The organism is Janthinobacterium sp. Bl 1 (genome assembly GCF_058215535.1).
The window spans coordinates 2,899,261-2,925,669 of record NZ_CM177086.1 but is presented as its reverse complement, the minus strand read 5'-3'; the positions used below and the strand labels follow the sequence as shown (position 1 = coordinate 2,925,669).

General features: G+C 61.1%; 21 protein-coding genes and 2 riboswitches. Of the genes, 7 read left to right on the top strand and 14 right to left on the bottom strand.

Annotated elements, in window-relative coordinates; all coding sequences use genetic code 11:
* Nucleotides 1-2: 2 nt before the first annotated feature.
* The 6 genes from AC4BCN_RS13330 to rpsB form a co-directional block, all read right to left on the bottom strand.
* A complete protein-coding gene (locus AC4BCN_RS13330; protein ID WP_490493506.1) occupies nt 3-836 on the bottom strand; it encodes a phosphatidate cytidylyltransferase in 834 nt (277 codons plus the stop codon).
* On the bottom strand, nt 836-1,603 hold the full coding sequence (gene uppS / locus AC4BCN_RS13325; RefSeq protein WP_456149450.1) for a polyprenyl diphosphate synthase: 768 nt from the start codon (nt 1,601-1,603) through the stop codon (nt 836-838). The genes AC4BCN_RS13330 and uppS overlap by 1 nt, the downstream gene beginning before the upstream one ends.
* Nucleotides 1,604-1,702: 99 nt before the next feature.
* Entirely contained in the window at nt 1,703-2,263 is a 561-nt protein-coding gene (gene frr, locus AC4BCN_RS13320) for a ribosome recycling factor (protein ID WP_034752256.1), read from the bottom strand.
* Nucleotides 2,264-2,565: 302 nt separating this feature from the next.
* A complete protein-coding gene (pyrH, locus tag AC4BCN_RS13315; RefSeq protein ID WP_076569768.1) occupies nt 2,566-3,282 on the bottom strand; it encodes a UMP kinase in 717 nt (238 codons plus the stop codon).
* A gap of 148 nt (nt 3,283-3,430) precedes the next feature.
* Nucleotides 3,431-4,342: a translation elongation factor Ts gene (tsf, locus tag AC4BCN_RS13310; protein WP_034752260.1), complete on the bottom strand. Its 912-nt coding sequence runs from the start codon at nt 4,340-4,342 to the stop codon at nt 3,431-3,433.
* Between the two features lie 158 nt (nt 4,343-4,500).
* Entirely contained in the window at nt 4,501-5,253 is a 753-nt protein-coding gene (rpsB, locus tag AC4BCN_RS13305; protein WP_086137733.1) for a 30S ribosomal protein S2, read from the bottom strand.
* A gap of 398 nt (nt 5,254-5,651) precedes the next feature.
* Between rpsB and map the strand changes: the two genes are divergently transcribed.
* The 4 genes from map to AC4BCN_RS13285 all read left to right on the top strand — a co-directional run bounded on the left by map (nt 5,652) and on the right by AC4BCN_RS13285 (nt 10,756).
* Nucleotides 5,652-6,464, top strand: coding sequence for a type I methionyl aminopeptidase (gene map, locus AC4BCN_RS13300; RefSeq protein WP_035826955.1), 813 nt, complete (start codon nt 5,652-5,654; stop codon nt 6,462-6,464).
* 34 nt (nt 6,465-6,498) lie between these two features.
* On the top strand, nt 6,499-9,066 hold the full coding sequence (locus tag AC4BCN_RS13295) for a [protein-PII] uridylyltransferase (RefSeq protein WP_490493505.1): 2,568 nt from the start codon (nt 6,499-6,501) through the stop codon (nt 9,064-9,066).
* A gap of 41 nt (nt 9,067-9,107) precedes the next feature.
* Complete coding sequence (locus AC4BCN_RS13290; RefSeq protein WP_034752263.1) at nt 9,108-9,857, top strand: pseudouridine synthase; 750 nt, start codon at nt 9,108-9,110, stop codon at nt 9,855-9,857.
* Between the two features lie 134 nt (nt 9,858-9,991).
* Nucleotides 9,992-10,756, top strand: coding sequence for a flagellar brake protein (locus tag AC4BCN_RS13285; RefSeq protein WP_139092745.1), 765 nt, complete (start codon nt 9,992-9,994; stop codon nt 10,754-10,756).
* Nucleotides 10,757-10,935: 179 nt separating this feature from the next.
* On the opposite strand, the gene def is transcribed toward AC4BCN_RS13285, so the two are convergent.
* From def to AC4BCN_RS13250, 7 genes are all read right to left on the bottom strand, one after another.
* Nucleotides 10,936-11,472, bottom strand: coding sequence for a peptide deformylase (gene def / locus AC4BCN_RS13280; RefSeq protein WP_034752265.1), 537 nt, complete (start codon nt 11,470-11,472; stop codon nt 10,936-10,938).
* Nucleotides 11,469-12,362, bottom strand: a complete 894-nt coding sequence (galU, locus tag AC4BCN_RS13275) for a UTP--glucose-1-phosphate uridylyltransferase GalU (protein WP_490493504.1) — start codon at nt 12,360-12,362, stop codon at nt 11,469-11,471. Before galU ends, def begins: the two co-directional genes overlap by 4 nt.
* Nucleotides 12,363-12,386: 24 nt before the next feature.
* Nucleotides 12,387-14,738, bottom strand: a complete 2,352-nt coding sequence (gene ligA, locus AC4BCN_RS13270; RefSeq protein WP_490493503.1) for an NAD-dependent DNA ligase LigA — start codon at nt 14,736-14,738, stop codon at nt 12,387-12,389.
* A gap of 14 nt (nt 14,739-14,752) precedes the next feature.
* Nucleotides 14,753-15,922 (bottom strand): cell division protein ZipA C-terminal FtsZ-binding domain-containing protein, encoded by a 1,170-nt coding sequence (locus AC4BCN_RS13265; protein ID WP_490493502.1) that lies wholly within the window; start codon nt 15,920-15,922, stop codon nt 14,753-14,755.
* On the bottom strand, nt 15,919-19,446 hold the full coding sequence (gene smc / locus AC4BCN_RS13260; protein WP_490493501.1) for a chromosome segregation protein SMC: 3,528 nt from the start codon (nt 19,444-19,446) through the stop codon (nt 15,919-15,921). Before smc ends, AC4BCN_RS13265 begins: the two co-directional genes overlap by 4 nt.
* 184 nt (nt 19,447-19,630) lie before the next feature.
* The gene (locus tag AC4BCN_RS13255) at nt 19,631-20,266 is read right to left on the bottom strand and encodes a phosphatase PAP2 family protein (RefSeq protein ID WP_485879807.1); all 636 of its coding nucleotides are present in this window, start codon (nt 20,264-20,266) and stop codon (nt 19,631-19,633) included.
* Between the two features lie 134 nt (nt 20,267-20,400).
* Nucleotides 20,401-20,973: an ATP-dependent Clp protease proteolytic subunit gene (locus AC4BCN_RS13250; protein ID WP_223279162.1), complete on the bottom strand. Its 573-nt coding sequence runs from the start codon at nt 20,971-20,973 to the stop codon at nt 20,401-20,403.
* A 169-nt stretch (nt 20,974-21,142) separates the two neighbouring features.
* A riboswitch (glycine riboswitch) is annotated at nt 21,143-21,229 on the top strand.
* A 27-nt stretch (nt 21,230-21,256) separates the two neighbouring features.
* Nucleotides 21,257-21,362: riboswitch (glycine riboswitch) on the top strand.
* 74 nt (nt 21,363-21,436) lie between these two features.
* Here AC4BCN_RS13250 and gcvT point away from each other — a divergent pair.
* From gcvT to gcvP, 3 genes are all read left to right on the top strand, one after another.
* Nucleotides 21,437-22,558: a glycine cleavage system aminomethyltransferase GcvT gene (gene gcvT, locus AC4BCN_RS13245; protein ID WP_490493500.1), complete on the top strand. Its 1,122-nt coding sequence runs from the start codon at nt 21,437-21,439 to the stop codon at nt 22,556-22,558.
* 73 nt (nt 22,559-22,631) lie between these two features.
* Nucleotides 22,632-23,012: a glycine cleavage system protein GcvH gene (gene gcvH / locus AC4BCN_RS13240; RefSeq protein WP_034752282.1), complete on the top strand. Its 381-nt coding sequence runs from the start codon at nt 22,632-22,634 to the stop codon at nt 23,010-23,012.
* 118 nt (nt 23,013-23,130) lie between these two features.
* On the top strand, nt 23,131-26,031 hold the full coding sequence (gene gcvP / locus AC4BCN_RS13235; RefSeq protein ID WP_490493499.1) for an aminomethyl-transferring glycine dehydrogenase: 2,901 nt from the start codon (nt 23,131-23,133) through the stop codon (nt 26,029-26,031).
* A gap of 157 nt (nt 26,032-26,188) precedes the next feature.
* On the opposite strand, the gene AC4BCN_RS13230 is transcribed toward gcvP, so the two are convergent.
* Nucleotides 26,189-26,356 carry a hypothetical protein gene (locus tag AC4BCN_RS13230; RefSeq protein WP_189396736.1) on the bottom strand — a complete coding sequence of 56 codons (168 nt, stop codon included), beginning with the start codon at nt 26,354-26,356 and terminating at the stop codon, nt 26,189-26,191.
* Between the last annotated feature and the right edge of the window lie 53 nt (nt 26,357-26,409).

Sequence of the window (26,409 nt, the reverse complement as noted above, 5' to 3'; positions counted from 1 at the left end):
CCTTAAAGCCAGCTGGCCACGAGGGCGGCAAATGGCAGGACCGGGATCAACGCGTCGATACGGTCAAGTACGCCGCCATGGCCAGGCAGCAGATTGCTGCTGTCCTTGATGCCGGCGCGGCGCTTCAATTGGGATTCGAACAGGTCGCCGACGATGCTGGCGGCAACGACCAGCAGCAGCACCAGCAAGGCCACGAGCCAGCCGCGGCGCAATTGCAGTTGCACGGCGAAGGTGTCTTGCAGGACCGGCAGCGATGGCGCGGCGATAATCGTGATGGCGGCGATGAGCAGCACGGCGATGCCGCCGCCGATGGCGCCTTCCCAGGATTTACCTGGGGAAATACTTGGCGCCAGCTTGCGCTTGCCGAACGCCTTGCCCGAGAAATAGGCGCCGATATCGGCGATCCATACGAGGGCCATGACGGACAGCAGGTACAAAGGGCTATGCAGGAACAAGGCGATGATGGCAACGAAGCAACCGACGATGGTCACCGGGTACACGAGGCTGAGCAAGGTATTGCCCAGGCCTTCGGTCGGTGGCAAGCCCGTCGCCAGCGAAGGCACGAAGCGGATCAGCCAGATGGCCACGCACAGGGCGAACCAGAAATTGAGCTGCGCCATGCCGTTACCGACAAAGAACGTATACGCGAAGGCGGCAGTCCAGACGGCGGCGATCAGCAGCGCATGGCGATTTTTAAAGATGCGGAAGCTTTCCCAGACGGCGGCGCCGAAGAACGCCGTGGCGATCACGGCGAAGGCGGGGAAATAATTCAGATACAGAACGGGCAGCAAGACCGCCAGGAGGACCAGGGCGGTGATTATCCGTGTTTTCAGCATCAGTTTGTCTTTTCAGTTAATTGCGCGCTGGTACGGCCAAAGCGCCGTTCGCGCTGCTGGTAAGACGCGATTGCCGCGTCGAGGCACTCGTCATTGAAGTCGGGCCAGAAAGTCTCGGTGAAAAACAACTCAGTGTACGCCAGTTGCCACAGGAGGAAATTGGAAATGCGCTGCTCGCCGCCCGTGCGGATGAACAGGTCGGGCTCGGGCGCGTACGCCATGGCCAGGTGCGGCGCCAGTTGCTCTTCCGTGTAAGCGTGCCCGGCAGACTGGCCATTGGCTGCGGCCTCGGCCGTCATTTTGTTGACTGCCTGCATGATGTCCCAACGGCCGCCGTAATTGGCGCAGATGGACACCGTCAGGCGCGTATTGCGCGCCGTCTTGCGTTCGGCATCGGCAATCAGCGTTTGCAGCTGTTCATTAAAGCGCGACAAGTCGCCCACCACTTTCAGGCGGATATCGTTCGCATGCATCTTCACCACTTCGCGCTCCAGCATGGTGACGAACAGGCGCATCAGCATCGACACCTCTTCTTCCGGGCGGCGCCAGTTTTCCGAGCTGAAGGCAAACAGGGTCAGGTATTCGACGCCGCGCTCGAGGCAAGTCTCGACGATGCCGCGTACGGCGTCCGCGCCCTTGACGTGGCCCGCCACGCGCGGCAGGAAGCGCTTGGTTGCCCAGCGACCATTGCCATCCATAATGATTGCCACATGGCGCGGCACCGTACCCACTTCAGGCACTGCCGTTGTCGAACTCGAATAGATCATGAAAACACGAATACCAAAAATAAAAGATAACTATTATGCTCCAAATAGCACTGCCCGGAAAAGCCATGCTTTCCCGGGCAGCGTCAAAAGGACTGAAAACTAGACGGTCAGCACTTCTTTTTCTTTGTCGACAACCATCTTGTCGATATCGGCAATAAACTTGTCCGTCAGCTTCTGCACTTCTTCCGACGAGCGGCGCTCATCGTCCTCGGAGCAGGCTTTTTCCTTGACCAGCTTCTTCAGCGACTCGTTCGCATCGCGGCGAATGTTACGCACGGCAATCTTCGCGTCTTCCGCTTCGCTCTTGACCAGCTTGACCATTTCCTTGCGGCGCTCTTCCGTCAGCGGCGGCGTCGGAACGCGGATCAGGTCGCCCTGCGCCGACGGGTTCAAGCCCAGGTCGGCGTCGCGGATGGCTTTTTCGATGGTCGAGGCCATTTTCTTTTCATACGGCTGCACACCGATGGTGCGCGCGTCGATCAGGGTCACGTTGGCGACCTGGGTCAGCGCCGTCGGCGAACCGTAGTAATCGACCATCACGTGGTCCAGGATACCCGTATGGGCGCGGCCGGTACGCACTTTGGCCAGGTCGGCACGCAGTGTTTCCAGCGATTTCGTCATACGTTCCTGGGCGTTCTTTTTAACGTCAGCTAAGGACATTACTGTACTCCTGTAGTGACGCCTGTCAAAACCTGCTGCGTGTCGGTATTTGCGGCCTGCGATGCTCACCGTACAATTGTACGGTTGCGCTTCTCAGCCACAACCCCCTTCCGCTCGCGACGGTTTTGTCAGGCGTTATTAATGATAAATTAATCTTGCAATTACATCCATATAACGAGCGGCTGGCGCCCGTCAAGAGTGCCGAAAACCGTTCAGGGCAAGGCGCAGCGCCGAAGGCAGTACGAATAGTACGGCGAGGCGCTGCAACGCAGCCATGGACGGTTTCTCGGTGCTCCTTATTTCTATACGTGAACCAAGGTACCTTCGTCTTCACCGAGAATTACGCGCATCAGCGCGCCTGGCTTGGTGATCGAAAACACCTTGATTGGCAGTTTCTGGTCGCGGCACAGGGCGAATGCGGTGGCGTCCATCACTTGCAGGTGCTTGGCGATGGCGTCGTCGAACGTAATCGTGTGGAACAGGGTGGCGTTCGGATCCTTCTTCGGATCGGCCGTGTAGACGCCGTCGACCTTGGTGGCCTTCAGGACGATCTCGGCGCTGATCTCGGAACCGCGCAGGGCCGCTGCCGTGTCGGTGGTGAAGAACGGATTGCCGGTACCGGCGGCGAAGACGACCACTTTACCTTCTTCCAGGTATTGCAGGGCTTTCGGGCGGACGTACGGCTCGACCACTTGTTCGATGCCGATGGCCGACATGACGCGCGCGGTAATGCCGACGTGGCGCATGGCATCGGCCAGGGCCAGTGCGTTCATCACGGTGGCGAGCATGCCCATGTAGTCGGCGGTGGCACGGTCCATGCCTTGCGCGCCAGGCGCGACGCCGCGGAAGATATTGCCGCCGCCAATCACGATTGCCAGTTCCACACCCAACTTCGCCACCTCGGCCACATCGGCCACCATGCGCTCGATCGTGGCGCGGTTGATGCCGTAGGGATCATCGCCCATCAGGGCTTCGCCGGACAACTTGAGGAGGACGCGCTTGTAGGCTGGTTTTGACATGAGCTGGGGCTCCATAAATGAGGTTATTCGAGTATGACATGGCGCAGCGCCTTGCAGCGCCGGATAGGCGGGAGGAAGCTGCCCATGCCGCCGCCCGGCACGACAGGTGCGGGCGGGCCAAAAAAACGGGCCTCTCGGCCCGCTTTACTTACGCTCCCTGGGAGGCAGCCATCTGTGCTGCGACTTCTGCTGCGAAGTCGTCTTGCTTCTTCTCGATGCCCTCGCCCACTACGTACATGGCGAAACCTTTGACGCTGGTGTTAGCCGCCTTCAGCATTTGCTCAACCGACAGCTTGTCGTTTTTCACGAAAGCTTGGTTCAGCAGGGAAACTTCTTTCAGGAACTTCTGTACGGAACCTTCCAGGCGCTTGGCCAGGATTTCCGGCGATTGCGCTGGCTTGCCTTCGGCGGCCGCTTTGGCTGCGTCTTCTTCGGCTTTCAGTTGTGCAACCGAACGCTCTTTTTCGATCAGTTCCGCTGGCACTTCGTTCGACGACAGCGACACTGGCTTCATGGCAGCGATGTGCATGGCCACGTCTTTGCCTACTTGCTCATCGGCGCCGTCGAATTCGACGATCACGCCAATGCGCGAACCGTGCAGGTACGAAGCCAGCTTGGCGCTGGTTTCGAAACGCTGGAAGCGGCGGATGGTCATGTTTTCGCCGATTTTGCCGATCAGGGCAGCGCGCACGTCTTCCAGGGTCTTGCCGTCGAGTGGCAAGGCCAGCAGGGCAGCTACGTCAGCCGGGTTGTGTTCCGCTACCAGACGGGCAGCGTTGTTGGCCAGTGCCAGGAAATCGTCGTTTTTCGCAACGAAGTCGGTTTCCGAGTTCACTTCGACCAAGGCGCCTACGCCATTGGCGATGTAGGTTGCCACGACGCCTTCAGCGGTGATGCGTGCCGATGCTTTCGATGCCTTGCCGCCCAGTTTGACGCGCAGGATCTCTTCCGCACGAGCCATGTCGCCTTCGGCTTCGGTCAGTGCTTTTTTGCATTCCATCATTGGTGCGTCGGTTTTGCCGCGCAATTCGCCTACCATCGCTGCTGTAATCGCTGCCATGTGTTTCTCCTGATTCGGTGAGTCGATAGTCGCGGCCGGGCATGCATGCCTCGCCAGCGGTCACTATCGTTTTTTTGTTAAAAAAAAGGGGGAGCTGCTGCCACCCCTTTTCCCTTACTGCTGTGCTTACAAACGGCTATCTTGCGATAGCCTGGCCATTAAGCCTGTTCGTTAACTTCGACGAATTCGTCGCCAGCGGCTGCTTTAACCATTTCAACAACTTCGTTACCGGCAGCTGCACGGCCTTCGATGATTGCATCAGCAACACCGCGAGCGTACAACATGATGGCTTTCGAGGAGTCATCGTTACCTGGGATCACGAAGTTCACGCCTTCTGGGGAGTGGTTGGTATCGACAACGCCGATGACCGGGATACCCAGTTTAGCTGCTTCGGTGATCGCACCTTTGTGGTAGCCAACGTCGACGACGAAGATTGCGTCAGGAACGCCGCCCATGTCCTTGATGCCGCCGATCGATTTTTGCAGCTTGATCATTTCGCGGGAGAACATCAGCGCTTCTTTTTTCGACAGCTTCTCGATCGAACCGTCTTCGATCATCACTTCCATGTCTTTCAGACGCTTGATCGAGGTTTTGATCGTTTTGAAGTTGGTCAGCATGCCGCCCAACCAACGTTGATCAACGAAAGGCACGCCAGCGCGTTGTGCTTCAGCAGCGATGATTTCGCGAGCTTGACGCTTGGTGCCAACCATCAGGATGGTGCCACGGTTTGCAGCCAGTTGACGCACGTGCTTCATTGCGTCCTGGTACATCGCCATGGTTTTTTCCAGGTTGATGATGTGGATCTTGTTGCGATGGCCGAAGATGAACGGTGCCATTTTTGGATTCCAAAAACGGGTTTGGTGACCAAAGTGGACACCGGCTTCCAGCATTTCGCGCATTGTTACGGACATTATTAACTCCAGGGTTGGGTCTGGAATCCGATCAGTCACCATACAGGCACCCTTGTCGACCGGATTCGCGTGTTTATATAAATTAAAGACACTGTTTTACTGCATTGCTTAAAAGAGAATTCAAGCAACCCGGGATTCTACACTGAAATGCCTGCAGCATCAAGTCCGCGCTGCAAATCGCGCGCCCTGCGGAAACACCCACCGCACCAGAATGGTGCAAGGCGTGGCAACACCGTCTTTTCATCCGCTTTCTCCCCACAATCACCTTCCGGCCATAGGAAGGAGGCGGCGGATTGAGGGCGCCTCGTTTATAATTTCGACATATTTGCAGACTTTTCCCGTACAGCAGGAATCGTCTGTGCTTTTCACCTGAATTCTTGCAGATTGCGAATTACACCATGTCCACCATCCGTATCAATACCGCCGCCGACATCGAAGGCATGCGCGTTGCCGGCAAGCTCGGCGCCGAAGTACTCGACTACATCACTCCTTTCGTCAAGGTCGGCGTCACGACGGGCGAACTGGACCGCCTGTGCCACGAATACATGGTCAACGTGCAAGGTACCATCCCTGCTCCGCTGAACTATTGCCCACCCGGCTATACGCCCTATCCGAAAGCCATCTGCACCTCCGTCAACGACGTCATCTGCCATGGCATTCCCGGCGACAAGGTCCTGAAAAGCGGCGACTCCGTCAACCTCGACATCACCGTCATCAAGGATGGCTACCATGGCGACAACAGCCGCATGTTCCTCGTCGGCACGCCGACCATCCTGGCCAAGCGCCTGTCGGAAATCACCTATGAGTGCATGTGGCTGGGGATCGACCAGATCAAGCCGGGCGCCCACCTGGGCGATATCGGCCACGCCATCCAGCAGCATGCCGAGAAAGCCGGCTACAGCGTGGTGCGCGAATTCTGCGGCCACGGCATCGGCAAGGTCTTCCATGAAGAACCGCAGGTCTTGCACTACGGCAAACCAGGCACCCTGGAGCGCCTGGAAGCGGGCATGATTTTCACCGTCGAGCCGATGATCAACTCGGGCCGCCGCGAAATCCGCGAAATGAACGATGGCTGGACCATCAAAACCAAGGACCGCAGCCTGTCGGCGCAATGGGAACACACGGTGCTGGTCACGGAAACGGGCTATGAAGTGCTGACCGTCTCGCCCGGCATGCCGCCACCGCCCGCCTTGATCCTGAACAAAGCCTGATCTTCCATACCACGCACCGCCACCCAGGGCCCAGATGAAAAAGCAAGTTCGGGAACAGCTGAAACAGCAACTGAAAGCCGACCGCCAGGTCGTCATTGCGGCCTTCCAGGCCGACGGCAAGCCTGAAAAACTGCTGCGCAGCCTGCGCCACAGCGTCGATGGCGTGCTGGCGCGTGCCTGGCAGGAAGCGGGTTTGCCACCCGGCACGGCCCTGGTGGGCGTGGGCGGCTATGGCCGGGGCGAACTGTTTCCGTATTCCGACGTCGACCTGCTGATCCTGCTGCAACAGGCGCCGGACCCCGCCACGCAGGAAAAGCTCGAGGAACTGGTGCAACTGCTGTGGGACCTGGGCCTGGAAATCGGCCACAGCATCCGCACGGTCGATGAATGCCTGGTCGAATCGAAGGCCGACATCACCGTGCAAACGAGCTTGCTCGAAGCGCGCCTCGTGTGTGGCAACGCGGACCTGTTCGCGCAATTGCAGCAGCGCTATGACGCGGCCATGGACCCGCAGGCCTTCTTCCAGGCAAAAACGGCGGAAATGCGCCAGCGCCACGCCAAGTACGAAGACACGGCCTTCAGCCTGGAACCGAATTGCAAGGAAAGCCCGGGCGGCCTGCGCGACTTGCAGGTCATCCTGTGGGTGGCCAAGGCGGCCGACCTGGCGAACTCGTGGCGCACCCTGGCCACGAGCGGCCTGATCACCCTGACGGAAGCGCGCCAGCTGATGGAAAAGGAACGCGCCTTCAAGGATATCCGCGTACGCCTGCACCTGCACGCGGGACGGCGCGAAGACCGCCTCGTGTTCGACGTGCAGACGGCGATCGCCGAATCGCTGGGCCTGCAAGCGACGGGCAGCGGGCCGCACATGCGCCGCGCCAGCGAATTCCTCATGCAGCGCTACTACTGGGCCGCCAAGACGGTGACCCAGCTCAACACGATTTTGCTGCAAAACATCGAGGCACGGCTGTTTCCGCAAGACGACGTGGCCGTGCCCATCAACGAGCGCTTCAATGAAGTCAACAGCCTGATAGACATCAGCGCCGACGACACGTTCGAACAATATCCGTCGGCCATGCTGGAAATTTTTGTCCTGATGACGGAGCGCCCGGCCCTGAAGGGCATGACGTCGCGCGCCACGCGGGCCCTGTGGCATGCGCGCTTCAAGATCGACGCCGCCTTCCGCCAGGACCCCGTCAACCGCGCCCTCTTCCTGCGCATCATGCAGGCGCCTGTGGGCATCATCCACGCGCTGCGGCGCATGAACGAGATGAGCATCCTGGGGCGCTACCTGCCGAATTTCCGCCGCATCGTGGGCCAGATGCAGCACGACCTGTTCCACGTGTACACGGTCGACCAGCACATTCTGATGGTGGTGCGCAATATGCGCCGCTTCACCATGAGCGAACACGCGCACGAATATCCGTTCTGCAGCCAGCTGATGGCCGACTTCTCGCAGTCGTGGCTGCTGTACGTGGCGGCCCTGTTCCACGACATCGCCAAGGGCCGCGGCGGCGACCATTCCAAATTGGGTGTGGCCGACGCCACCCAGTTCTGCCAGGACCACGGCCTGACGCAAGAAGACACGGAACTGGTGGCATTCCTTGTGGAAAATCACCTGACTATGTCGCAAGTGGCGCAAAAGCAGGACTTGTCCGATCCCGACGTCATTGCCGCCTTTGCGAAAGTGGTCAAGGACGAGCGCCACCTGACGGGCCTGTACCTGCTGACGGTGGCCGACATCCGCGGTACCAGCCCGAAAGTGTGGAATGCCTGGAAGGGCAAGCTGCTGGAAGACCTGTACAAGATCACCCTGCGCGTGCTGGGCGGCGAGCCGCACACGGCCGACCGCGAGCTGAAAAACCGCCAGCAGGAAGCGCTGGCCACCCTGCGCCTGTACGGCTTGCCGCCGGATGCCCATTTGAAACTGTGGCAGCAGCTGGACGTGGCGTATTTCCTGCGCCACGACGCGTCCGACATCGCCTGGCAGACGCGCTCGCTGTATGACAAGCTCGACAGCAAGTTGCCGGTGGTAAAATGCCGGCTGGCGCCCATCGGCGAAGGCTTGCAGGTGGCCGTGTACATTCCCGACCAGCCCGACCTGTTCGCGCGCATCTGCAGCTATTTCGATCGCAAGAATTTCAGCATCCTCGACGCGAAGATCCACACGACGAAAAACGGCTATGCGCTCGACACCTTCCTCGTCACCGAGCAGAATTTTGCCAAGAGCTACCGCGACATCATCAGCCTGATCGAGCATGAGCTGGGCGAGCTGCTGCAGTCGCAAACGCCGCTGCCGCCGCCGGGCAAGGGACGGCTGTCGCGCCTGTCGCGCACCTTCCCCTTCCAGCCGACCGTGGATTTGCGGCCCGATGAAAAGGGCCAATACTATTTGCTGTCGGTGGCGGCCAACGACCGCACGGGCCTGCTGTATGCGATCGCCAACGTGCTGACCAAGTACCGCGTCAACTTGCATACGGCCAAGATCATGACCCTGGGCGAGCGGGTCGAAGACGTCTTCCTCGTCGACGGCCCCGCGCTCAACAATGCCCGCAACCAGATATTGCTGGAAACCGATTTACTCGATGCGCTGAAGGTGTAAGCCTTCCGCGCAGCGCCTACCCTTACTGAAACTGAAACAACATGACCGAAGAATTATTACGCTTGTCCAAACGCATGTCCGAACTGGGCCTGTGCTCGCGCCGCGAAGCCGATGAATGGATCGCCCGCGGCTGGGTCCGCGTGGATGGCAAGGTGGTGTCCGAGCTGGGCAGCAAGGTCTACCCGAGCCAGAGAGTCACCGTGGAACGCCAGGCGGCGGCCGAGCAATCGAAGCGGGTCACCGTGCTGATCAACAAACCGGTCGGCTACGTCAGCGGCCAGGCCGAAGACGGCTACACGCCCGCCGTGGCCCTGATCAAGGCGGAAAACCGCTGGGCCGAAGACCGCAGTCCGGAACAGTTTCATCCGACCCAGCTGCGCAGCCTGGTGGCCGCCGGCCGCCTGGACATCGATTCCGTCGGCTTGCTGGTCTTGACGCAGGATGGCCGCGTGGCCAAGCAGCTGATCGGCCACGATACCGATATCGACAAGGAATACCTGGTGCGCGTGAGCTACACCAAGGGCGGCACCCTGCCCGACAGCGAACTGAAAAAGCTCAACCACGGGCTGTGGCTCGATGGCAAACCGCTGCTGCCGGCCAAAGTGCGCTGGCAAAACGAAGACCAGCTGAGCTTTACCCTGCGTGAAGGCAAGAAACGCCAGATCCGCCGCATGTGCGAAGCCGTGGGGCTGAAAGTGCTGGGATTGAAACGCGTACGCATCGGCAAGGTCAAACTCGGTGACTTGCCGACGGGCCAATGGCGTTACTTGAGTGCGGACGAGCAATTTTAAGCGCGCGCCTCGCATGCCAGGACACATAAGCAACAGGAATATAGTGATATAAAATCAATTATTGTGATTTACTTAGTAAATATTGCCTTAAACCTATACACTATTCCCCATCAGAACAAAAGAGATACGCTGTCGTGAACGATCCCATCCCCAATCCCCTGCGCAAGGGCGCGCCCAGTCTGGCTGACGTGGCCGAACCGATGGCCCCCGGCACCAAGCCGCACCATATGAGCGATCCGTGGGATATCGGCGAAACCCTGTGCAGCCTGGCTGACAACGGCGACGCCATTTCCATCTACCCGACGGGCGGCGAAGACGTCATCCTGGGGCGCATCCTGTCCGTCGACGATGACCTGCCGCAATTCGTGCTGGAGCTCAATGAAGGCGCGACCCTGCCGCCCGGTGGCGCCACGTTCGTGTCGTGGGTGCAAAGCGCCAAGCTGCAATTTACCATCAATGGCGAATGGCAAGCGTATCCCGACCGCCCCAACGTCTACCTGACAAACTTCCCCAGTCATTGCCTGGTACTGGAACGGCGTGAATCGACGCGCCTGGAAACGCCGCTGGGCGTTTACTATCTGGCCGCCTTCGTGCTTGAGGGGCGGCCGTATGAATTGCAGCTGTATGATTTCTCGGCCGGCGGCATCGGCATGCGCGCCCACCCGCGCGACACGGTCGGTCTGTACGTGGGCCGCAAGCTGTCGCGCGTGCGCCTGGAACTGGGGCCAAACAAGGTCATGATCGCGGACCTGGAAATACGCCTGTCGCGCACCTTCCGCTCCTTCCTGCTGGGCGAGCAGGTGCAGATCGGCTGCCGCTTCCTGAACCTGACGGATGCCATGCAGGATGAGTTGAAGAACTTGCTCGATAACCTGGGCAGCAACCGCAAAGTGCGCTAGGTTCGCTTCACACATAAAAATGGCCGCCCAGCTGATTGCTGCGCGGCCATTTTTTATGTGTGATAGTCACAAGTACGAGGCACCTGAAAAATGTTCAGGGCAATGCGCAAAGACGAAGGCACCTCGAATAGAACGTCAGGGCAATGCAACGCCGCCATGGGCGTTTTCTCAGGCACCGATCAGTCGTCGTCGTTTGGATCGAGGTCCGGGAACATGACCTCGGTATAACCAAACTGCGTGAAGTCGACGATGCGCATCGGATACAGAATGCCGTGCAAATGGTCCACTTCATGCTGCACCACGCGCGCATGGAAGCCGTCGCAGTCGCGGCTGATGGGCTGGCCGAACTGGTCCACGCCTTCATAGTGCAGCTCGCTCCAGCGCGGCACGCTGCCGCGCAAGCCGGGCACGGACAGGCAACCTTCGAAGCCCTCTTCCTTGCGTTCCGATAAAGGCGTCAGCACCGGGTTGATCAGCACGGTTTCCGGCACTTGCGGCGCGTCCGGATAGCGCAGATTTTGCTTGAAGCCGTAGATCACCAGTTGCAGGTTGACGCCGATCTGCGGCGCCGCCAGACCCGCGCCATTGGCCGCATGCATGGTGTCGAACATGTCGGCGATCAGGGCATGCAATTCGGGTGTATCGAATTCGCGCACGGGTTCGGCCATCCGCAACAAGCGCGGATCGCCCATCTTGAGAATTTCACGTACGGTCATTTTGCTTCCAGTGCCGATTGCAGTTCTTGCAGGTAAGCGCGGAAGGCGGCGCCCGTTTCCGGATGTTTCATGCCCATCGCCGTCGTTGCCTTCAGATAACCAAGCTTGGAGCCGCAATCATAACGCTGCCCCTTGTAACGGTAAGCCAGCACGCGCTCTTCGCGCATCAGGGCGGCGATGCCGTCCGTCAGCTGGATCTCGCCGCCGGCGCCCGTACCGATGTTTTCCAGGTGCTCGAAGATGCGGCTGGTCAGCACATAGCGGCCCACCACGGCCAGGGTCGACGGCGCCTCTTCCGGCACGGGCTTTTCCACGATCCCCGAAACCAGCTCCAGGTCAGGCTGATAATTCGTTGCCGTGACAATACCGTATTGCCTGGTTTCCGCGCGTGGCACATCCTGCACCGCCAGCAGCGAGCAATTTTCGTACTGGAAGACATCGGCCATCTGCGCCAGCACGGGGCGCACACCCTCTTCCACATCCATGAAATCGTCGGCCAGCAAGACGGCAAACGGCTCGTCGCCGATCACGGGACGGGCACACAGCACGGCATGCCCCAGGCCCAGCGGCGCCGACTGGCGAATGTAAATGCAATTGATGTGCTTGGGAATGACGTTTTGCACCATCTCGAGCAACTGGCGCTTGCCAGCCGCTTCGAGTTCCGACTCGAGTTCATAGGCCGTATCGAAATGGTCTTCGATGGCGCGCTTGTTGCGGCCCGTGATGAAGATCATTTCCGTGACGCCCGCCGCCACGGCTTCTTCCACCGCGTACTGGATCAACGGCTTGTCAACGATGGGCAACATTTCCTTCGGTTGCGCCTTGGTCGCGGGCAAGAAACGGCTGCCCAGGCCGGCGACGGGAAAGACTGCTTTTCTGATTTTTTTCATGGGTCCTCTGCAATATTTGAATGATTAGTCTTGCGCCAGCAGGGCCAGCAAACCCGCTTCATCGAGTATGGCCACGCCCAGCTCCTGGGCCTTGACCAGCTTGCTGCCAGCGTCCGAACCAGCCACGACATAAGCTGTCTTCTTCGACACGGAACCGCTGACCTTGCCACCGGCCGCCTCGATCAGCTCGGCAGCCTCGTCGCGGCTCATGTTGGGCAAAGTGCCCGTCAAGACGAAGGTTTTGCCGTCCAGCTTGCCGCCAGCGGCTGGCATTTCAGGCAATTGTGACATTAATTCATTTCGCAGGGCGTCCAGTTGAGCAAGCAGCTTGACATTGCTCTCATCGGCCAGCCATTGCGCCAGCGCTTCGGCCACGGCAGCCGGCAAGCCCGCGTGGAAGCTGGCACCTTGCGCGGCCAGGCTGGCCAGGGTCACACCCCGCTCCACCAATTGCTTGCTGCGCGGCTCCGTCAGTTTCGGGATACCGATGGCCGCCAGCAATTTGGTTTCCTCAAGCTGCGTGCGCAGCTTGGCGCTGGGCGCATGTTCGCCCTGCGGCATGACACCAGCGTCCAGCAATGCCTGCAACGCCTGCTGATTCTTTTCTTCGGCAAAGAAATCGGCAATCGATTCCGCCACCGTACCGCCGATATCGGGCAGCACGCGCAGCAAGGCCGCTGGCGCTTGACGCACATAGGCCAGGCTGCCCAGCCACTCGGCCAGAGTCTTCGCCGTCGATTCGCCCACGTGACGGATGCCCAGCGCGAACAGGAAACGTTCGAGCGGCGGGCGCTTGCTTGCTTCTATGCCGGCCAGCAGGTTTTCCGCCCATTTCGTGGGGATCTTGCCTTGTTGCACTGTCTCTGGCGTCGAACCGTCACGCTCGTCCGCACGCAGCTTCATTTCCAGCAATTTATCAAGCGTCAGGCTGTACAGGTCAGCCAAGCCATGCACGTATTCGAGTTCGACCAGGGTATCGATATAACGTTCCCCCAGGCCTTCGATATCCATCATGCGGCGGCCCGCGAAATGACGGAACGCTTCCTTGCGCTGAGCCGAGCAGAACAGGCCGCCCGAGCAGCGGGCGATGGCCTCGCCCTCTTCGCGCACCACGTGCGAGCCGCACACGGGGCACGCTTCGAGCATCTTGAAAGGCAGCGGCGCAGGTTCCGGGCGTTTTTCCAGCACCACGCTCAGCACTTCGGGAATCACGTCGCCGGCGCGGCGCACGACGACGGTGTCGCCCACGCGCACATCCTTGCGCAGCACTTCGTCTTCATTGTGCAAGGTGGCGTTCGTCACTGTCACGCCGCCCACGGAGACGGGCGCCAGGCGCGCCACGGGCGTCATGGCACCCGTGCGGCCCACCTGGATATCGATGCCCAGCACTTGCGTCAGCGCTTCTTCGGCGGGGAACTTGTGCGCCAGCGCAAAACGCGGTGCACGCGAGACAAAACCCAGCTCCTGCTGGTCTTCCGTCGCGTTCACCTTGTAGACGACGCCGTCGATTTCATACGGCAAGGCGGGGCGGCGCGCGCCGATATCGGCGTAGTAGGCAAGCAAGCCCTGCGCGCCCCGCACCACCTTGCGCTCTTTTGACACGGGGATGCCCAGGGTCTCGTACCAGTCCAGCAAGGCCGAATGCGAGGCCGGCATGGCGGCGCCATCGAGGGCGCCGATGCCATACGCATAGAAACGCAGCTTGCGCTGGGCCGTGATGCGCGAATCGAGCTGGCGCAGGCTGCCGGCCGCCGCATTGCGCGGGTTGGCGAATTCCTTCTGCCCCGCTTCGCGCTGGCGTTCGTTCAGGCGGGCAAAATCGCCCTTGAACATCATCACTTCGCCGCGCACGTCGAGCAGGGCCGGAATCTTGTCGCCATGCAGGCGCAAAGGGATGCCGGAAATGGTGCGGATATTGGCCGTCACGTCTTCGCCCGTGGCGCCATCGCCGCGCGTGGCCGCCTGCACGAACAGGCCGTTTTCATAGCGCAAGTTGATGGCCAGGCCATCGAATTTCACTTCGGCCGCATACGCGACGTCCTGTCCATCGAGGCCCAGGCCTTCGCGCACGCGGCGGTCAAAATTGACGATATCGTCATCGGAGAAACCATTATTCAACGACAACATCGGCACCGTGTGCGTGACTTGCTCGAATTGCGGCAAGGGCGCCGCGCCCACGCGCAAGGTAGGCGAGTCGGGCGTGCGCAAGTCGGGATGAGCCGCTTCCAGCACCTGCAGTTCGACAAACAGCTTGTCATACTCGGCGTCGGGGATGGTGGGATTGTCGAGCACGTGGTAGGCGTGCAGATGCCGATTGAGTTCGGCCGTAAGTGCCAGGACGCGCTGGGCGGCGTCCTGGTTGATCGGATCAGTCATTGTTGCGGGATTCTTCAGCTAAATAAACGCAGGGCGCGGGTGGAACCGGCCGGAATGTCGGCCGCGTCCATTTCCTGGTAAAACTCTTGCACCTGGCCGGCGATCTCGGCCAGCGCCGCATCGGACAGGGCCTGGTTGTAATCGTCGACGATGGTGGCGTCGAGGCGGCCCACCAGTGCCTTGGCGCAAGCGACCATGGCGCCGAAACCGTCGCGCGCGGGCGCCACGCATGGCACGTCCAGCAGCAAGGTCAAACGGGGCGTCGTTTCCTCGGCCAGGGTGACATTCGTCGACAGCGAGAACAGATAGCCGCCCTCGCCATCGGGCATGACGAAGCGGCCGTCCGGACGCACGTCAAAGCCCTGCTTTTCCAGCGCGAACAGCAAGGTGGAGATAGCCCATGGCGCGCCATTCGTGTGCAGGTTCACGCCCAGCTGGGCATCGTGGCCGGCAACGAAACGGTGCAGATTGCGCGCTTCGGCCATCACTTCCATCATGTCCGGCACTTCCGGCTCGGCGCCGATCTCGTCGGCCACACCGCGCAGGCGCGTGACCAGTTCCGAGTATTCCAATTCATTCAAGGCCGTGCTGCGGCTGGCCAGTTGCACGCCGCCCTGCATCTTGGTATAGACACCGCCATGCGTGATCGGTTCCCAGTCGCCATTCACGTGCAAACCGATGAAGTGCACGGGCTTGTTGCCCACCAGGCGCAGGGTTTGCAGCACGGGCAGGATCTTGTCGCCGCGTACGGGCGCTTCCAGCGACAAAGGCAGCAGGCAATCGATGAGCGGGTCGACCAGGCTGGTTGCCTGTTCGCTGGCGGCGCTGACTTCCTGCTGCACCGGCGCGGCAGGGACGGCGGGAGGCGCGTCCATGCCCGCACCACCCAATGATGGTTCCGCATGCACGGGGGCGTCGGGCACGGGCGCCGCTGGCGGTGCGCCGAACGACGGTTCGGCCTTGGCGACGGGCGCGGCATCAAAGCGCGGCTCCTGGCGCAGCACGGGTTCCTGGGCCTCCACTGCGGGCGCATCGCCTTCGCGCATCAGCACGTCGTCATGGTCGGTGGAAAAGGCCCGTTCCACGCTTTTCTTGGCCTTGTATTCCTGCCATTTGTTGTACGAAAAAACGCCGACGATAAAGACGCCGCCGGCGCCGAACAAGGTAATTTGAAGGTCTGTCATGCTGCTTGTGCCTCGGTTGCAAAATTTGCGGCGGACTCCATGTCCACCGCCACGATGCGCGATACGCCCTGCTCCTGCATCGTCACACCGATCAATTGATGGGCCATTTCCATCGCAATCTTGTTATGCGAAATGAAAAGGAATTGGGTCTGGTCGGACATGCGCTTGACCATGCGGCAGAAGCGTTCCGTGTTCGAATCGTCCAGCGGTGCATCGACTTCGTCGAGCAGGCAGAACGGCGCCGGATTCAGGCGGAACATGGAAAACACCAATGCGGTCGCGGTCAGCGCCTTCTCTCCACCTGACAACAGGTGGATGGTGGCATTTTTCTTGCCGGGAGGCTGCGCCATGACTTGTACACCGGAATCGAGAATCTCGTCGCCCGTCATGGTCAGCTTCGCCTGGCCGCCACCGAACAGGATCGGGAACAGCTCTGAAAAGTGATGGTTGACCTTGTCGAACGTGTCTTGCAGCAAGTCGCGCGTTTCCTTGTCGATCTTGTGGATCGCGTCTTCCAGGGTATTGATCGCTTCCGTCAGGTCGGCATTCTGGGCGTCGAGGAAATTCTTGCGCTCCGATGCCTGCGCCAGTTCGTCCAGCGCGGCCAGGTTGACGGCGCCCAGGGCCGTGATGGCATTGGTCAGGCGCGTCACTTCGCCCTGCAGATACGACGGGCGCATGTCCGGATGCAGCTTTTCCGTCAGGGCCGCTTCATCGGCGCCCGATTCCAGCAGTTGCTGGGCGAATTGCTCCTGGTTCAGGCGCGCGGCCTGTTCCTTGAGTTGCATTTCCATGATCTTGTCACGCTGCGGCTGCAAGCTGCGTTCCGACTGCGTGCGCGCATCTTCGGACAGACGCAGCTGCTGCGTAATTTGATCGAGTTCGTGGCGCGCATCGGCCAGCGCCCGCTCCTGCGTGGTGCGGCGCTCGAGCAGATCCTGCAAGCCGTCGGCGGCCGCGCCGCTTTCCAGGTTGGCCAGTTCCAGTTCGCCCGCCTGCAGGCTGGCCGTCACTTGCTGGGCCTGCGTACTGGCCGTGGCGATGTTGCGGCGCAACTCCTCGATCTTTGCGCGGTGGGCTTTTTCCGCGTATTCCGTATCCTTGGCGGCCCGCTCCAGGTCGCGCAAGGCTTCGCGCGCCTCGGCCAGCCGCTGTTCCTTTTGCAGGAAGTCCGTATGGCCGTCTTCGTGGGCTTCCTGCAAGTTGCCCAGTTCCATGTCCAACTGTTCGAATTTCTCTTCCGACTCGGCCTTGATCTGCTGCTGCTCCGCTTCCTGTGCGGCGATTTCCGCCAGATCGGCGCCGATCTGCGTGCTGCGCTGGTTGAAGCGCGCTTCCACTTCCGACAGTTTGACCACGTCGAGCTGCAAGGTGTGCACGGAGGAAGTGAGCTGCTGTATGCGCAGGCGCAAGTCGGACAGGTTGCGCGTCAAGGTGGCGACGGCAGCGTCGGCCCGCACGGAACGGGCGCGCGCCTCTTCGGCCAGCAATTGCTGCGCGCGCAGCTGTTTGCCGATATTCTCGATTTCCTGCTGGCGGCCCAGCATGCCTTCCTGCTCCGAATCGGCCGCATAGAAGCGCACGCTGGTGGCCGTGACCACGTGACCGGCGCGCGTGACGAAATAGCCGCCCGGCGGCAATTTACTCCGTTCGGCCAGCGCTTCGCCCGCGTCTTCCACGGCGTAGGCGTTGTACAGCCAATCCTGCAGCAAGCCGCGCAAGCCTGGATCGTTCAGTTTGAGCAAGTTCAGGAAAGGCTTCAGGCCCGGCACTTCCGGCAAGGGCAACGGCGCCACGGTCGATGGCGCGTACAGGGCCAGCTTGGCTGGTGGCGCATCGGCAAAGAAGGCCTTGGCCCAGTCGATGTTCGACAGTTGCAGAGCCGACGTGCGCTCGCGCAAGATCGATTCCATGGCCGCTTCCCAGCCCGCTTCGATCTGCAGCTTTTGCCACAGGCGCGGCAAGGTGTCGAGCTCGTGCTTTTTCAGCCATGGCTGGACCTTGCCCTGGGTTTGCACCCGCTCCTGCAGTTGTTTCAAGGCGGAAAGACGCGCTTCCAGCTGGGCGTTGGCGGCCGTTTCGGCATTCACCTGCGCCTGGGCTTCGGCCCGTTCCTGCTCCAGCTTCGGCTGCTGCTCCAGCGCTTCTTCCAGGTAGAAACCCTGCTCTTCCAGGGTTTGCTGCTTTTCTTCCAGCTGCAGTTTCAGGTTTTCCAGATGGCTGCTGTCAGGCAAACTGAGGCTGTTCTTTTCCTGCTGCAGCCGCTCGCGTCGCGTCAACAGGCTGGTCAGGATGTTCGAGGCGTTGCGCTGGTGCGCCGATTCCAGTTCCAGCTGCTGCTGGGCCTGCATAATCCGCGCCCGCGATTCCGTGCTCTTGTTTTGCGCGGCGCGCCAGGCGGCATCCAGTTCGGGCAATTGCTCGCCCTTCTGCTCGGCCATCATTTGCGATTGCTCGACCTTCGCGGCCAGCTCTTCGAGGTGGAATTCCGCCTCTTCGATCTGTTCCTGGTATTCGCCGCCTTGCTGCTTCCACTGGTCGCGCTGGGCCGTCAGGGTCGCCAGCTGCGCCTGCAGGCGGGCGCGCGATTCGATGACGAACTTGATCTGCGCTTCCAGGCTGCCGATTTCCGCATTCGTCTGGTACAGATGGCCTTGCGCCGTATGCAGGCGGTCGCCCACGGCAAAGTGCGCCTGGCGCATTTGCTCGAGGGTCAGTTCCACGTTGCGCAGCTTGGCCGTCTGCTCTTCCAGGTCTGTCTGCGCCTGTTCCACTTCGCGGAAATAGCGCGTCTGCTCGTTTTGCGCCTCGTTCTTGCGCAGCAGCCACAACAGTTTCTGCTTTTCTTCCTGGTCCGCCTGCAAGGCGTGGAAACGGGTGGCCACAGCCGCCTGCGCTTCCAGCTTTTCCAGGTTGGCGTTGAGTTCGCGCAAGATGTCTTCCACGCGCAGCAAATTCTCGCGCGTGTCCTGCAGGCGGTTTTCCGTCTCGCGGCGGCGTTCCTTGTATTTCGACACGCCAGCCGCTTCTTCGAGGAAAACGCGCAATTCTTCGGGGCGCGATTCGATGATGCGCGAAATCATGCCTTGGCCGATGATGGCGTAGGCGCGCGGACCGAGGCCCGTGCCGAGGAAGATATCCTGGATGTCGCGCCGGCGCACGGGCTGGCCATTGATGTAATAGGTGGAGGTGCCGTCGCGCGTCAGGGTGCGCTTGACGGCGATCTCGGCGTACTGGCCCCACTGGCCGGACGCCTTGCCATCGTTGTTGTCGAACACCAGTTCCACGGAAGCGCGCCCGGCTGGTTTACGGTGGGTGGAGCCATTGAAAATGACGTCCTGCATCGATTCGCCGCGCAATTCCGACGCTTTCGATTCGCCCAGCACCCAGCGCACGGCATCGATGATGTTCGACTTGCCGCAGCCATTCGGCCCAACCACGCCCACGAGCTGGCCTGGCACCTGGAAATTGGTGGGATCGACGAAAGACTTAAATCCCGACAACTTGATGGAAGAGAGACGCACGTGTTTTAGAGTTCCTGGCCTATGCTGGCGGTTATATTATGGGTGAACCCGGTTCATATTCAGTTCAGATGCAGCATCGCGACGGCTGTCTGGCCATGCACCGCAAAAAAAGTGGTTCATCATACCATTTCCTGATGCTTTTCTGGCCAAAAAACAGCGGCGTCAAGCACCAGCGGGCAGCGCATCAACGGGCCGGACGGCCATCCTGCGCCAGTTTCCAGTCCGCGCGGGAAAAAACGCGCTCGTGACCGGACAGCACGATGGCCAGTTTTTGCAGCCATTGCTCGGTCGGCATGGGTTCGGCCTTGAAGCTCAGCGCCACCATCAGCGCCAGGCTGGCCAGGGCCAGCGCATGGCTGACGGCGAAATTGACGGCGCCGCGGGCATTCCACAGGAAGCCCAGCGCCACCGCCAGGCCCAGCACGCAACCGCTGACGGCTTCCGACACGCTGTGCGCATGCACGACCACGCGGGAAATGGCCACCAGCACGGCAAAGGCCACGCCGACGAGCACGCCGGCATGGCGCCATCGCGGTTCGGCCCGCTGCAACAGCACATACATCAGCACGGGAAACACGGCGCCGGCGCGCATGGCGTGGCCGCTGAAACCCGTAAAATCGAGCGCGCTGCTGCCCACGCCCCAACTCATGAACGCCAGCTTCGACAGCACCACGAGGGCCAGGCCGCAGCCGTACCACAAGCTCCAGCTGAGCACCAAACGCCACTGGCGCGACACCAGCAGCCACAGGGCAATCGCCACACCAGCCGGCCCCATCACGGACATGTCGGCCGCAAAAGAAATCCCGTTCCACCAAGTCATCGTGCATGCGCTTATTTCATGATCAGCTTGCACTATGCCACGACTCTGCCCTGTTCCGCGCGGCTTTTGCTGTGCTGCAGCGAAGAATTACATTCGATTACAAAATTTCCTCGTCAAGACCAGCCGCCCGGGCGTCAGATATTCGTCAGGCGCTTGCCCTTGGGCGGCGCAAAGTCACGGATCGATTCGATCAGGCCCACCTCCAGCGCCTGGTCGGCCGTCAGGTGCAGGTCGGAATACGCATGCACCTGCCACTGCTCTTCCGTCAGGTTGACCTGGCCGCGCAGGATGCGCTCGGTACGCATGTCGTCGGCGCGCAAGCCCTCGACGATGATGCTGAGCGCATCGGGACGCGAACCGGGCGAAGCTGTCGCATGCGACTTGTGCACCATGAAGCGGGCCGTGTCGCTGGCGTGGCGCTGCCGTCCCGCCAGGAACAGGGTGACGGCGATGGACGCCACGGCGCCCGCGTTATAGGTAATGATGTCGAGCGGCAACTTGCTGAGAAAGTTGTACAGACAGATGCCATCGCTGACATAGCCGCCGTTGGACTGGATCAAAATGTGCGCTGTGGTGAGCTTGTCTTCCGTGATGTCGGCCACGGCGTTGAAGACGCGCCGCACCATGTCACTGTTGACGTCGCCCGAGAGGGTAAAGTAACCGTGCTGCTCGGTGTTGTTTTGTGTCTCGCTTTGTGTCGTGTTCATGGCAGGCACCCGCAAGAAAGCCAGGATTTCATCATAGCGCATTCCCGCGCGGCCGGGCGCCCTTTTGCAACGGGCCAGCACCGCTCCCAGCCCCGCAAACTGCGGCTTTTGCTGCAATTTGGCAACGTCTTTACAGATTGACAGAAACACCCCGCTGGCATATATTCCTCCCACTTGATCGGGAGAGGGCAACCCAGCGTTGCCGCCGAAGGGGCACTACCCAAAAACTCTCAGGCAAAAGGACCGATCAGGCGGACTGAATTTGTTGCTTTGGCGACATCTTTAGCTCAACTCTGGAGAGCGGCCGCGGCTATTGCCGGCGGCCCACCGAAGGGGCGCACGGGGCAAGCCCCCGTAATCTCTCAGGTACAAAGGACAGGGGGGTCAGTGATCACGCTGGAAAGCCGTGTTTGGCTATTCTATGTTTTGTTAACTCCCCTATTACCTTCGTCCCGAGGAATCCATGACGCTCAAAGCGACCCCACTCAATAACGCCCACCGTGCCCTCGGCGCCCGCATGGTCGATTTCGGCGGCTGGGACATGCCTGTCAACTACGGCTCGCAAATCGAAGAGCATAACGCCGTGCGCGGCGATGCCGGCATGTTCGACGTGTCCCATATGTGCGTGGTCGATATCGAGGGCCAGAACGTGCGCGCCTTCCTGCGCGGCTTGCTGGCCAATAACGTCGACAAGCTGCAAGTGTCGGGCAAGGCGCTGTACTCGTGCATGCTGAATGCCGAAGGCACCGTCATCGATGACCTGATCGTCTACTTCTTCAACGAAAACTGGTTCCGCCTCGTCGTCAACGCGGGCACGGCTGAAAAAGACGTGGCCTGGATGCAGCAGCAAAATGCCAGCACCAACAGCGGCCTGACGATCACGCAGCGCCGCGACGGCAATGACGCCATGGCCCTGGTGGCCGTGCAAGGCCCGAACGCGCGCGCCAAGGTGTGGCAAGTGCTGCCGCAAACGCAAGCCGCATCCGAAGCCATCAAACCGTTCAACGTCGTCATCGTCAAGGACACGCCATTTGGCGAAGTCATGCTGGCGCGCACCGGCTACACGGGCGAAGACGGTTTTGAAATCGGCGTGGCCGCCACCCAGGTGGAAGCGCTGTGGAACGCCCTGGCAGCGGCGGGCGTCAAGCCGGCCGGCCTCGGTGCGCGCGACACCCTGCGCCTGGAAGCGGGCATGAATCTGTACGGCCAGGACATGGACGAAACCGTCAACCCGCTCGACGCGGGCCTGGCGTGGACGATCGACCTGGTCAGCGAGCGCGACTTCATCGGCAAGAGCGCCCTGCTGGCCAAAGGCCAGAACGCGCAATTCGTCGGTCTGATCCTGCGCGAAAAAGGCGGCGTGCTGCGCGCCCATCAAAAAGTCATCATCGCCGGTAACGAGCAAACAGGCGAAATCACCAGCGGTACCTTCAGCCCGACGATGCAGGAAGCAATCGCCCTGGCGCGCGTGCCCAACGGCGTCAGCGTAGGCGACACCGTGCACGTGGAAATCCGCGGCAAGCAGCTGGCCGCCTCGGTAGTCAAGCTGCCTTTCGTGCGTAACGGTAAAATCCTGGTTGCGTAAGCGTATTTATAGAGCCGCCCGCAAGACCGAACAACCATAATCAATAACGAACATTTACCATCTGGAGCCACACATGAACATTCCTGCAGACCTGAAGTACACCGCTTCCCACGAATGGGTACGCCTGGAAGCCGACGGCACCATCACCGTCGGCATCACCGAGTACGCGCAGGACGCGCTGGGCGACATCGTCTTCGTCGAATTGCCTGACGTCGGCGCCACCTTCACCGCCGGCGACGACGCCGCCGTGGTGGAATCGGTCAAGGCAGCGAGCGACATCTATGCGCCGCTGTCGGGCGAAGTCGTGGCCGTGAACGACGACGTGGTCAATGCGCCTGAATCGATCAACGCAGACGCCTACGCCAACTGGCTGTTCAAGATCAAGCCAGCCGACGTGTCGGCCCTGGACGGCTTGCTCGACGCTGCCGCCTATGGCGCCACCACCAGCGCGTAATCGCGTTTGACTCACGGGCCGCGTTTGCGGCCCGTTTGCATTTAATTTTGTAGCTATGCCCCGGCGCCGCGCCCGCGCGCCGCATCCCGGTTTTTCAGTCTTTTTTGGCCTCTATATCATGACCCGCACCAGCCTGACCCAACTCGAAGCACGCGATGCCTTCATCGCCCGCCACATCGGCCCTTCCGCCACCGAACAGCAAGCCATGCTGGCGACCCTCGGCTATCCATCGCGCGCCGCGCTGATCGACGCCCTGGTACCGGCCAACATCCGCAACAAGGGCGCCCTGCCCCTGGGCGCGTACTCGCAGCCGATGCCGGAACAGGAAGCCCTGTCGCGCCTGAAAGCCATCGCCGGCAAGAACCAGGTACTGAAGTCCCTGATCGGCCAGGGCTACTACAACACGTTCACCCCTGGCGTCGTGCTGCGCAACATCTTTGAAAACCCGGCCTGGTACACGGCCTACACACCTTACCAGCCAGAGATTTCGCAAGGCCGCCTGGAAGCGATTTTGAACTTCCAGCAAGTCATCACGGACCTGACCGGCATGGGCATCTCGAACGCCTCGATGCTGGACGAAGGCACGGCCGCCGCCGAAGCGATGACGCTGATCCAGCGCGTGGGCAAGTCGAAGTCGAACGTGCTGTACGTCGCCAACGACGTGCTGCCGCAAACCCTGGAAGTGGTGCAGACGCGCGCCCAGCCGATCGGCATCGAGGTGCGCACGTTCGACCCGGCGGAAATCGAGTCGCTGGACGCCTGCTTCGGCGTGCTGCTGCAATACCCTGGCGTGAACGGCGTCGTGCGCGACTACCGCGCCGGCGTGGAAAAACTGCACGCGAACGGCGCCATGGTCATCGTCGCGGCCGACCTGCTGGCCCTGACCATGCTCACGCCACCGGGCGAATGGGGCGCCGACGTCGTCGTCGGCAACAGCCAGCGCTTCGGCGTGCCGCTCGGTTTCGGCGGCCCGCACGCGGGCTATCTGTCCACGCGCGATGAATTCAAGCGCAATATGTCGGGCCGCCTGGTGGGCGTGACCGTCGATGCCCAAGGCAACAAGGCCTATCGTCTGGCCCTGCAAACGCGCGAACAGCATATCCGCCGCGAAAAAGCGACGTCCAACATCTGCACGGCGCAGGTGCTGCTGGCCGTGATGGCCTCGATGTACGCCGTCTACCATGGCCCCGCCGGCCTGCTGCAGATCGCCCAGCGCGTGCACCGCTTTACGGGCGTGCTGGCCGCCAACCTGAAGACCCTCGGCTATGGCGTCGTCAACGCGAGCTACTTCGACACCCTGACCATCAACGTCGCCGATGCGGCGCAGCTGCACGCGACGGCCATGCACCACGGCGTCAACTTGCGCAAGATCGACAACACCCACGTCGGCGTGTCGCTCGACGAAACCACCACGCGCGACGATATCGCGCTGCTGTGGAAGGTGTTCGCGCACGGCCTGGCCAACGCGCCTGCCGCCCCGGACCTGGACGCCGTTGAAGCAACTGTGACCAGCGCGCTGCCGGCCAACCTGGCGCGCGAAAGCGCCTACCTGACCCACCCGGTCTTCAACAGCTACCATTCGGAACACGAAATGCTGCGCTACCTGCGCAGCCTGGCCGACAAGGACCTGGCGCTGGACCGTACCATGATCCCGCTCGGTTCGTGCACGATGAAGCTGAACGCCACGTCGGAAATGATTCCCGTCACCTGGCCCGAGTTCTCGAACATCCACCCGTTCGCGCCCGATGCGCAAACGGTCGGCTACCGTGAAATGATCGCGCAGCTGGAAGAAATGCTGTGCGCGCTGACGGGCTACGCGGCCGTCTCGCTGCAGCCGAACGCCGGCTCGCAGGGCGAATATGCGGGTTTGCTGGTGATCAAGGCGTATCACGAATCGCGCGGCGAAGGCCACCGCAACATCTGCCTGATTCCATCGTCGGCGCACGGCACCAACCCGGCATCGGCCAACATGGTCGGCATGCAGGTCGTCGTCACCAGCTGCGACGCCAATGGCAACGTGGACCTGGCCGACCTGAAAGCGAAAGCGGAAAAGCACAGCGCCAACCTGGCTTGCGTGATGGTCACCTACCCATCGACCCACGGCGTGTTTGAAGAAGGCATCCAGGAACTGTGCGAAATCATCCACTCGCACGGCGGCCAGGTCTACATCGACGGCGCCAACATGAACGCACTGGTCGGCGTGGCCGCTCCCGGCTCGTTTGGCGGCGACGTGTCGCACCTGAACCTGCACAAGACCTTCTGCATCCCGCACGGCGGTGGCGGACCAGGCGTCGGCCCGATCGGTGTCGGCGCCCACCTGGCGAAATTCCTGCCGAACCAGCGTTCGTCGGGCTACCAGCGCGACGTTGCAGGCATCGGCGCCGTCAGCGCCGCGCCATTCGGCTCGGCCAGCATCCTGCCGATTTCGTGGATGTATATTGCCATGATGGGCGCAGAGGGATTAACCGCAGCGACCGAGACGGCGATTCTGGCGGCGAACTATATCGCCCGCCGCCTGGCGCCGCACTACCCCGTGCTGTACTCGGGCCACGACGGCCTGGTCGCGCACGAGTGCATCCTGGACCTGCGCCCGATCACGGACGCCACCGGCATCAGCAACGAAGACGTGGCCAAGCGCTTGATGGACTTCGGTTTCCATGCGCCGACCATGAGCTTCCCCGTGCCGGGCACCCTGATGATCGAGCCGACGGAAAGCGAATCGAAAGTGGAAATCGACCGCTTCATCGACGCCATGATCGCCATCCGCGCGGAAATCGCCAAGGTCGCCAGCGGTGAATTCGACCACGACGACAACCCTTTGAAAAACGCACCGCACACGGCGCAAGTATTGATGTCGGACAGCTGGGAACACAAGTACAGCCGTGAAATCGCGGCCTATCCGGTTGCCTCCCTGCGTCAGCGCAAATACTGGCCACCGGTCGGCCGCGCCGACAACGTGTACGGCGACCGCAATCTGTTCTGCGGTTGCGCCCCGATCAGCTCTTACGAGGAGGAATAAGCGCCACGCGCCCGCTTAGGCGGGCATGTCAGCGACAGAAAGGCAGGCCACGCGGCCTGCTTTTTTTTATCGTAGGTCGGATTAGGCCCGAAGGGCCGTAATCCGACAACATGGTTGGCGTATATGGTGACGTCGGATTACGCTCCGCTAATCCGACCTACGCGATTGGCAACGCCAGCAAGACCGCGCCGGGCAAGCCCAGCACGGTGCCCAGTATCGTCAAACACACGACATCGCGCCGCTCGCAGCGGGCGCGGTGCGAACTCCAGGCGGCGAACAGCAGCGCCACGGCAACGCCGCTGAGCGAAATTCCCACTTCCGTCATGCCAGCTCTCCCGTCATCGTTTCTTCTTTCATCGTTCTCATCCTTTTCATTGA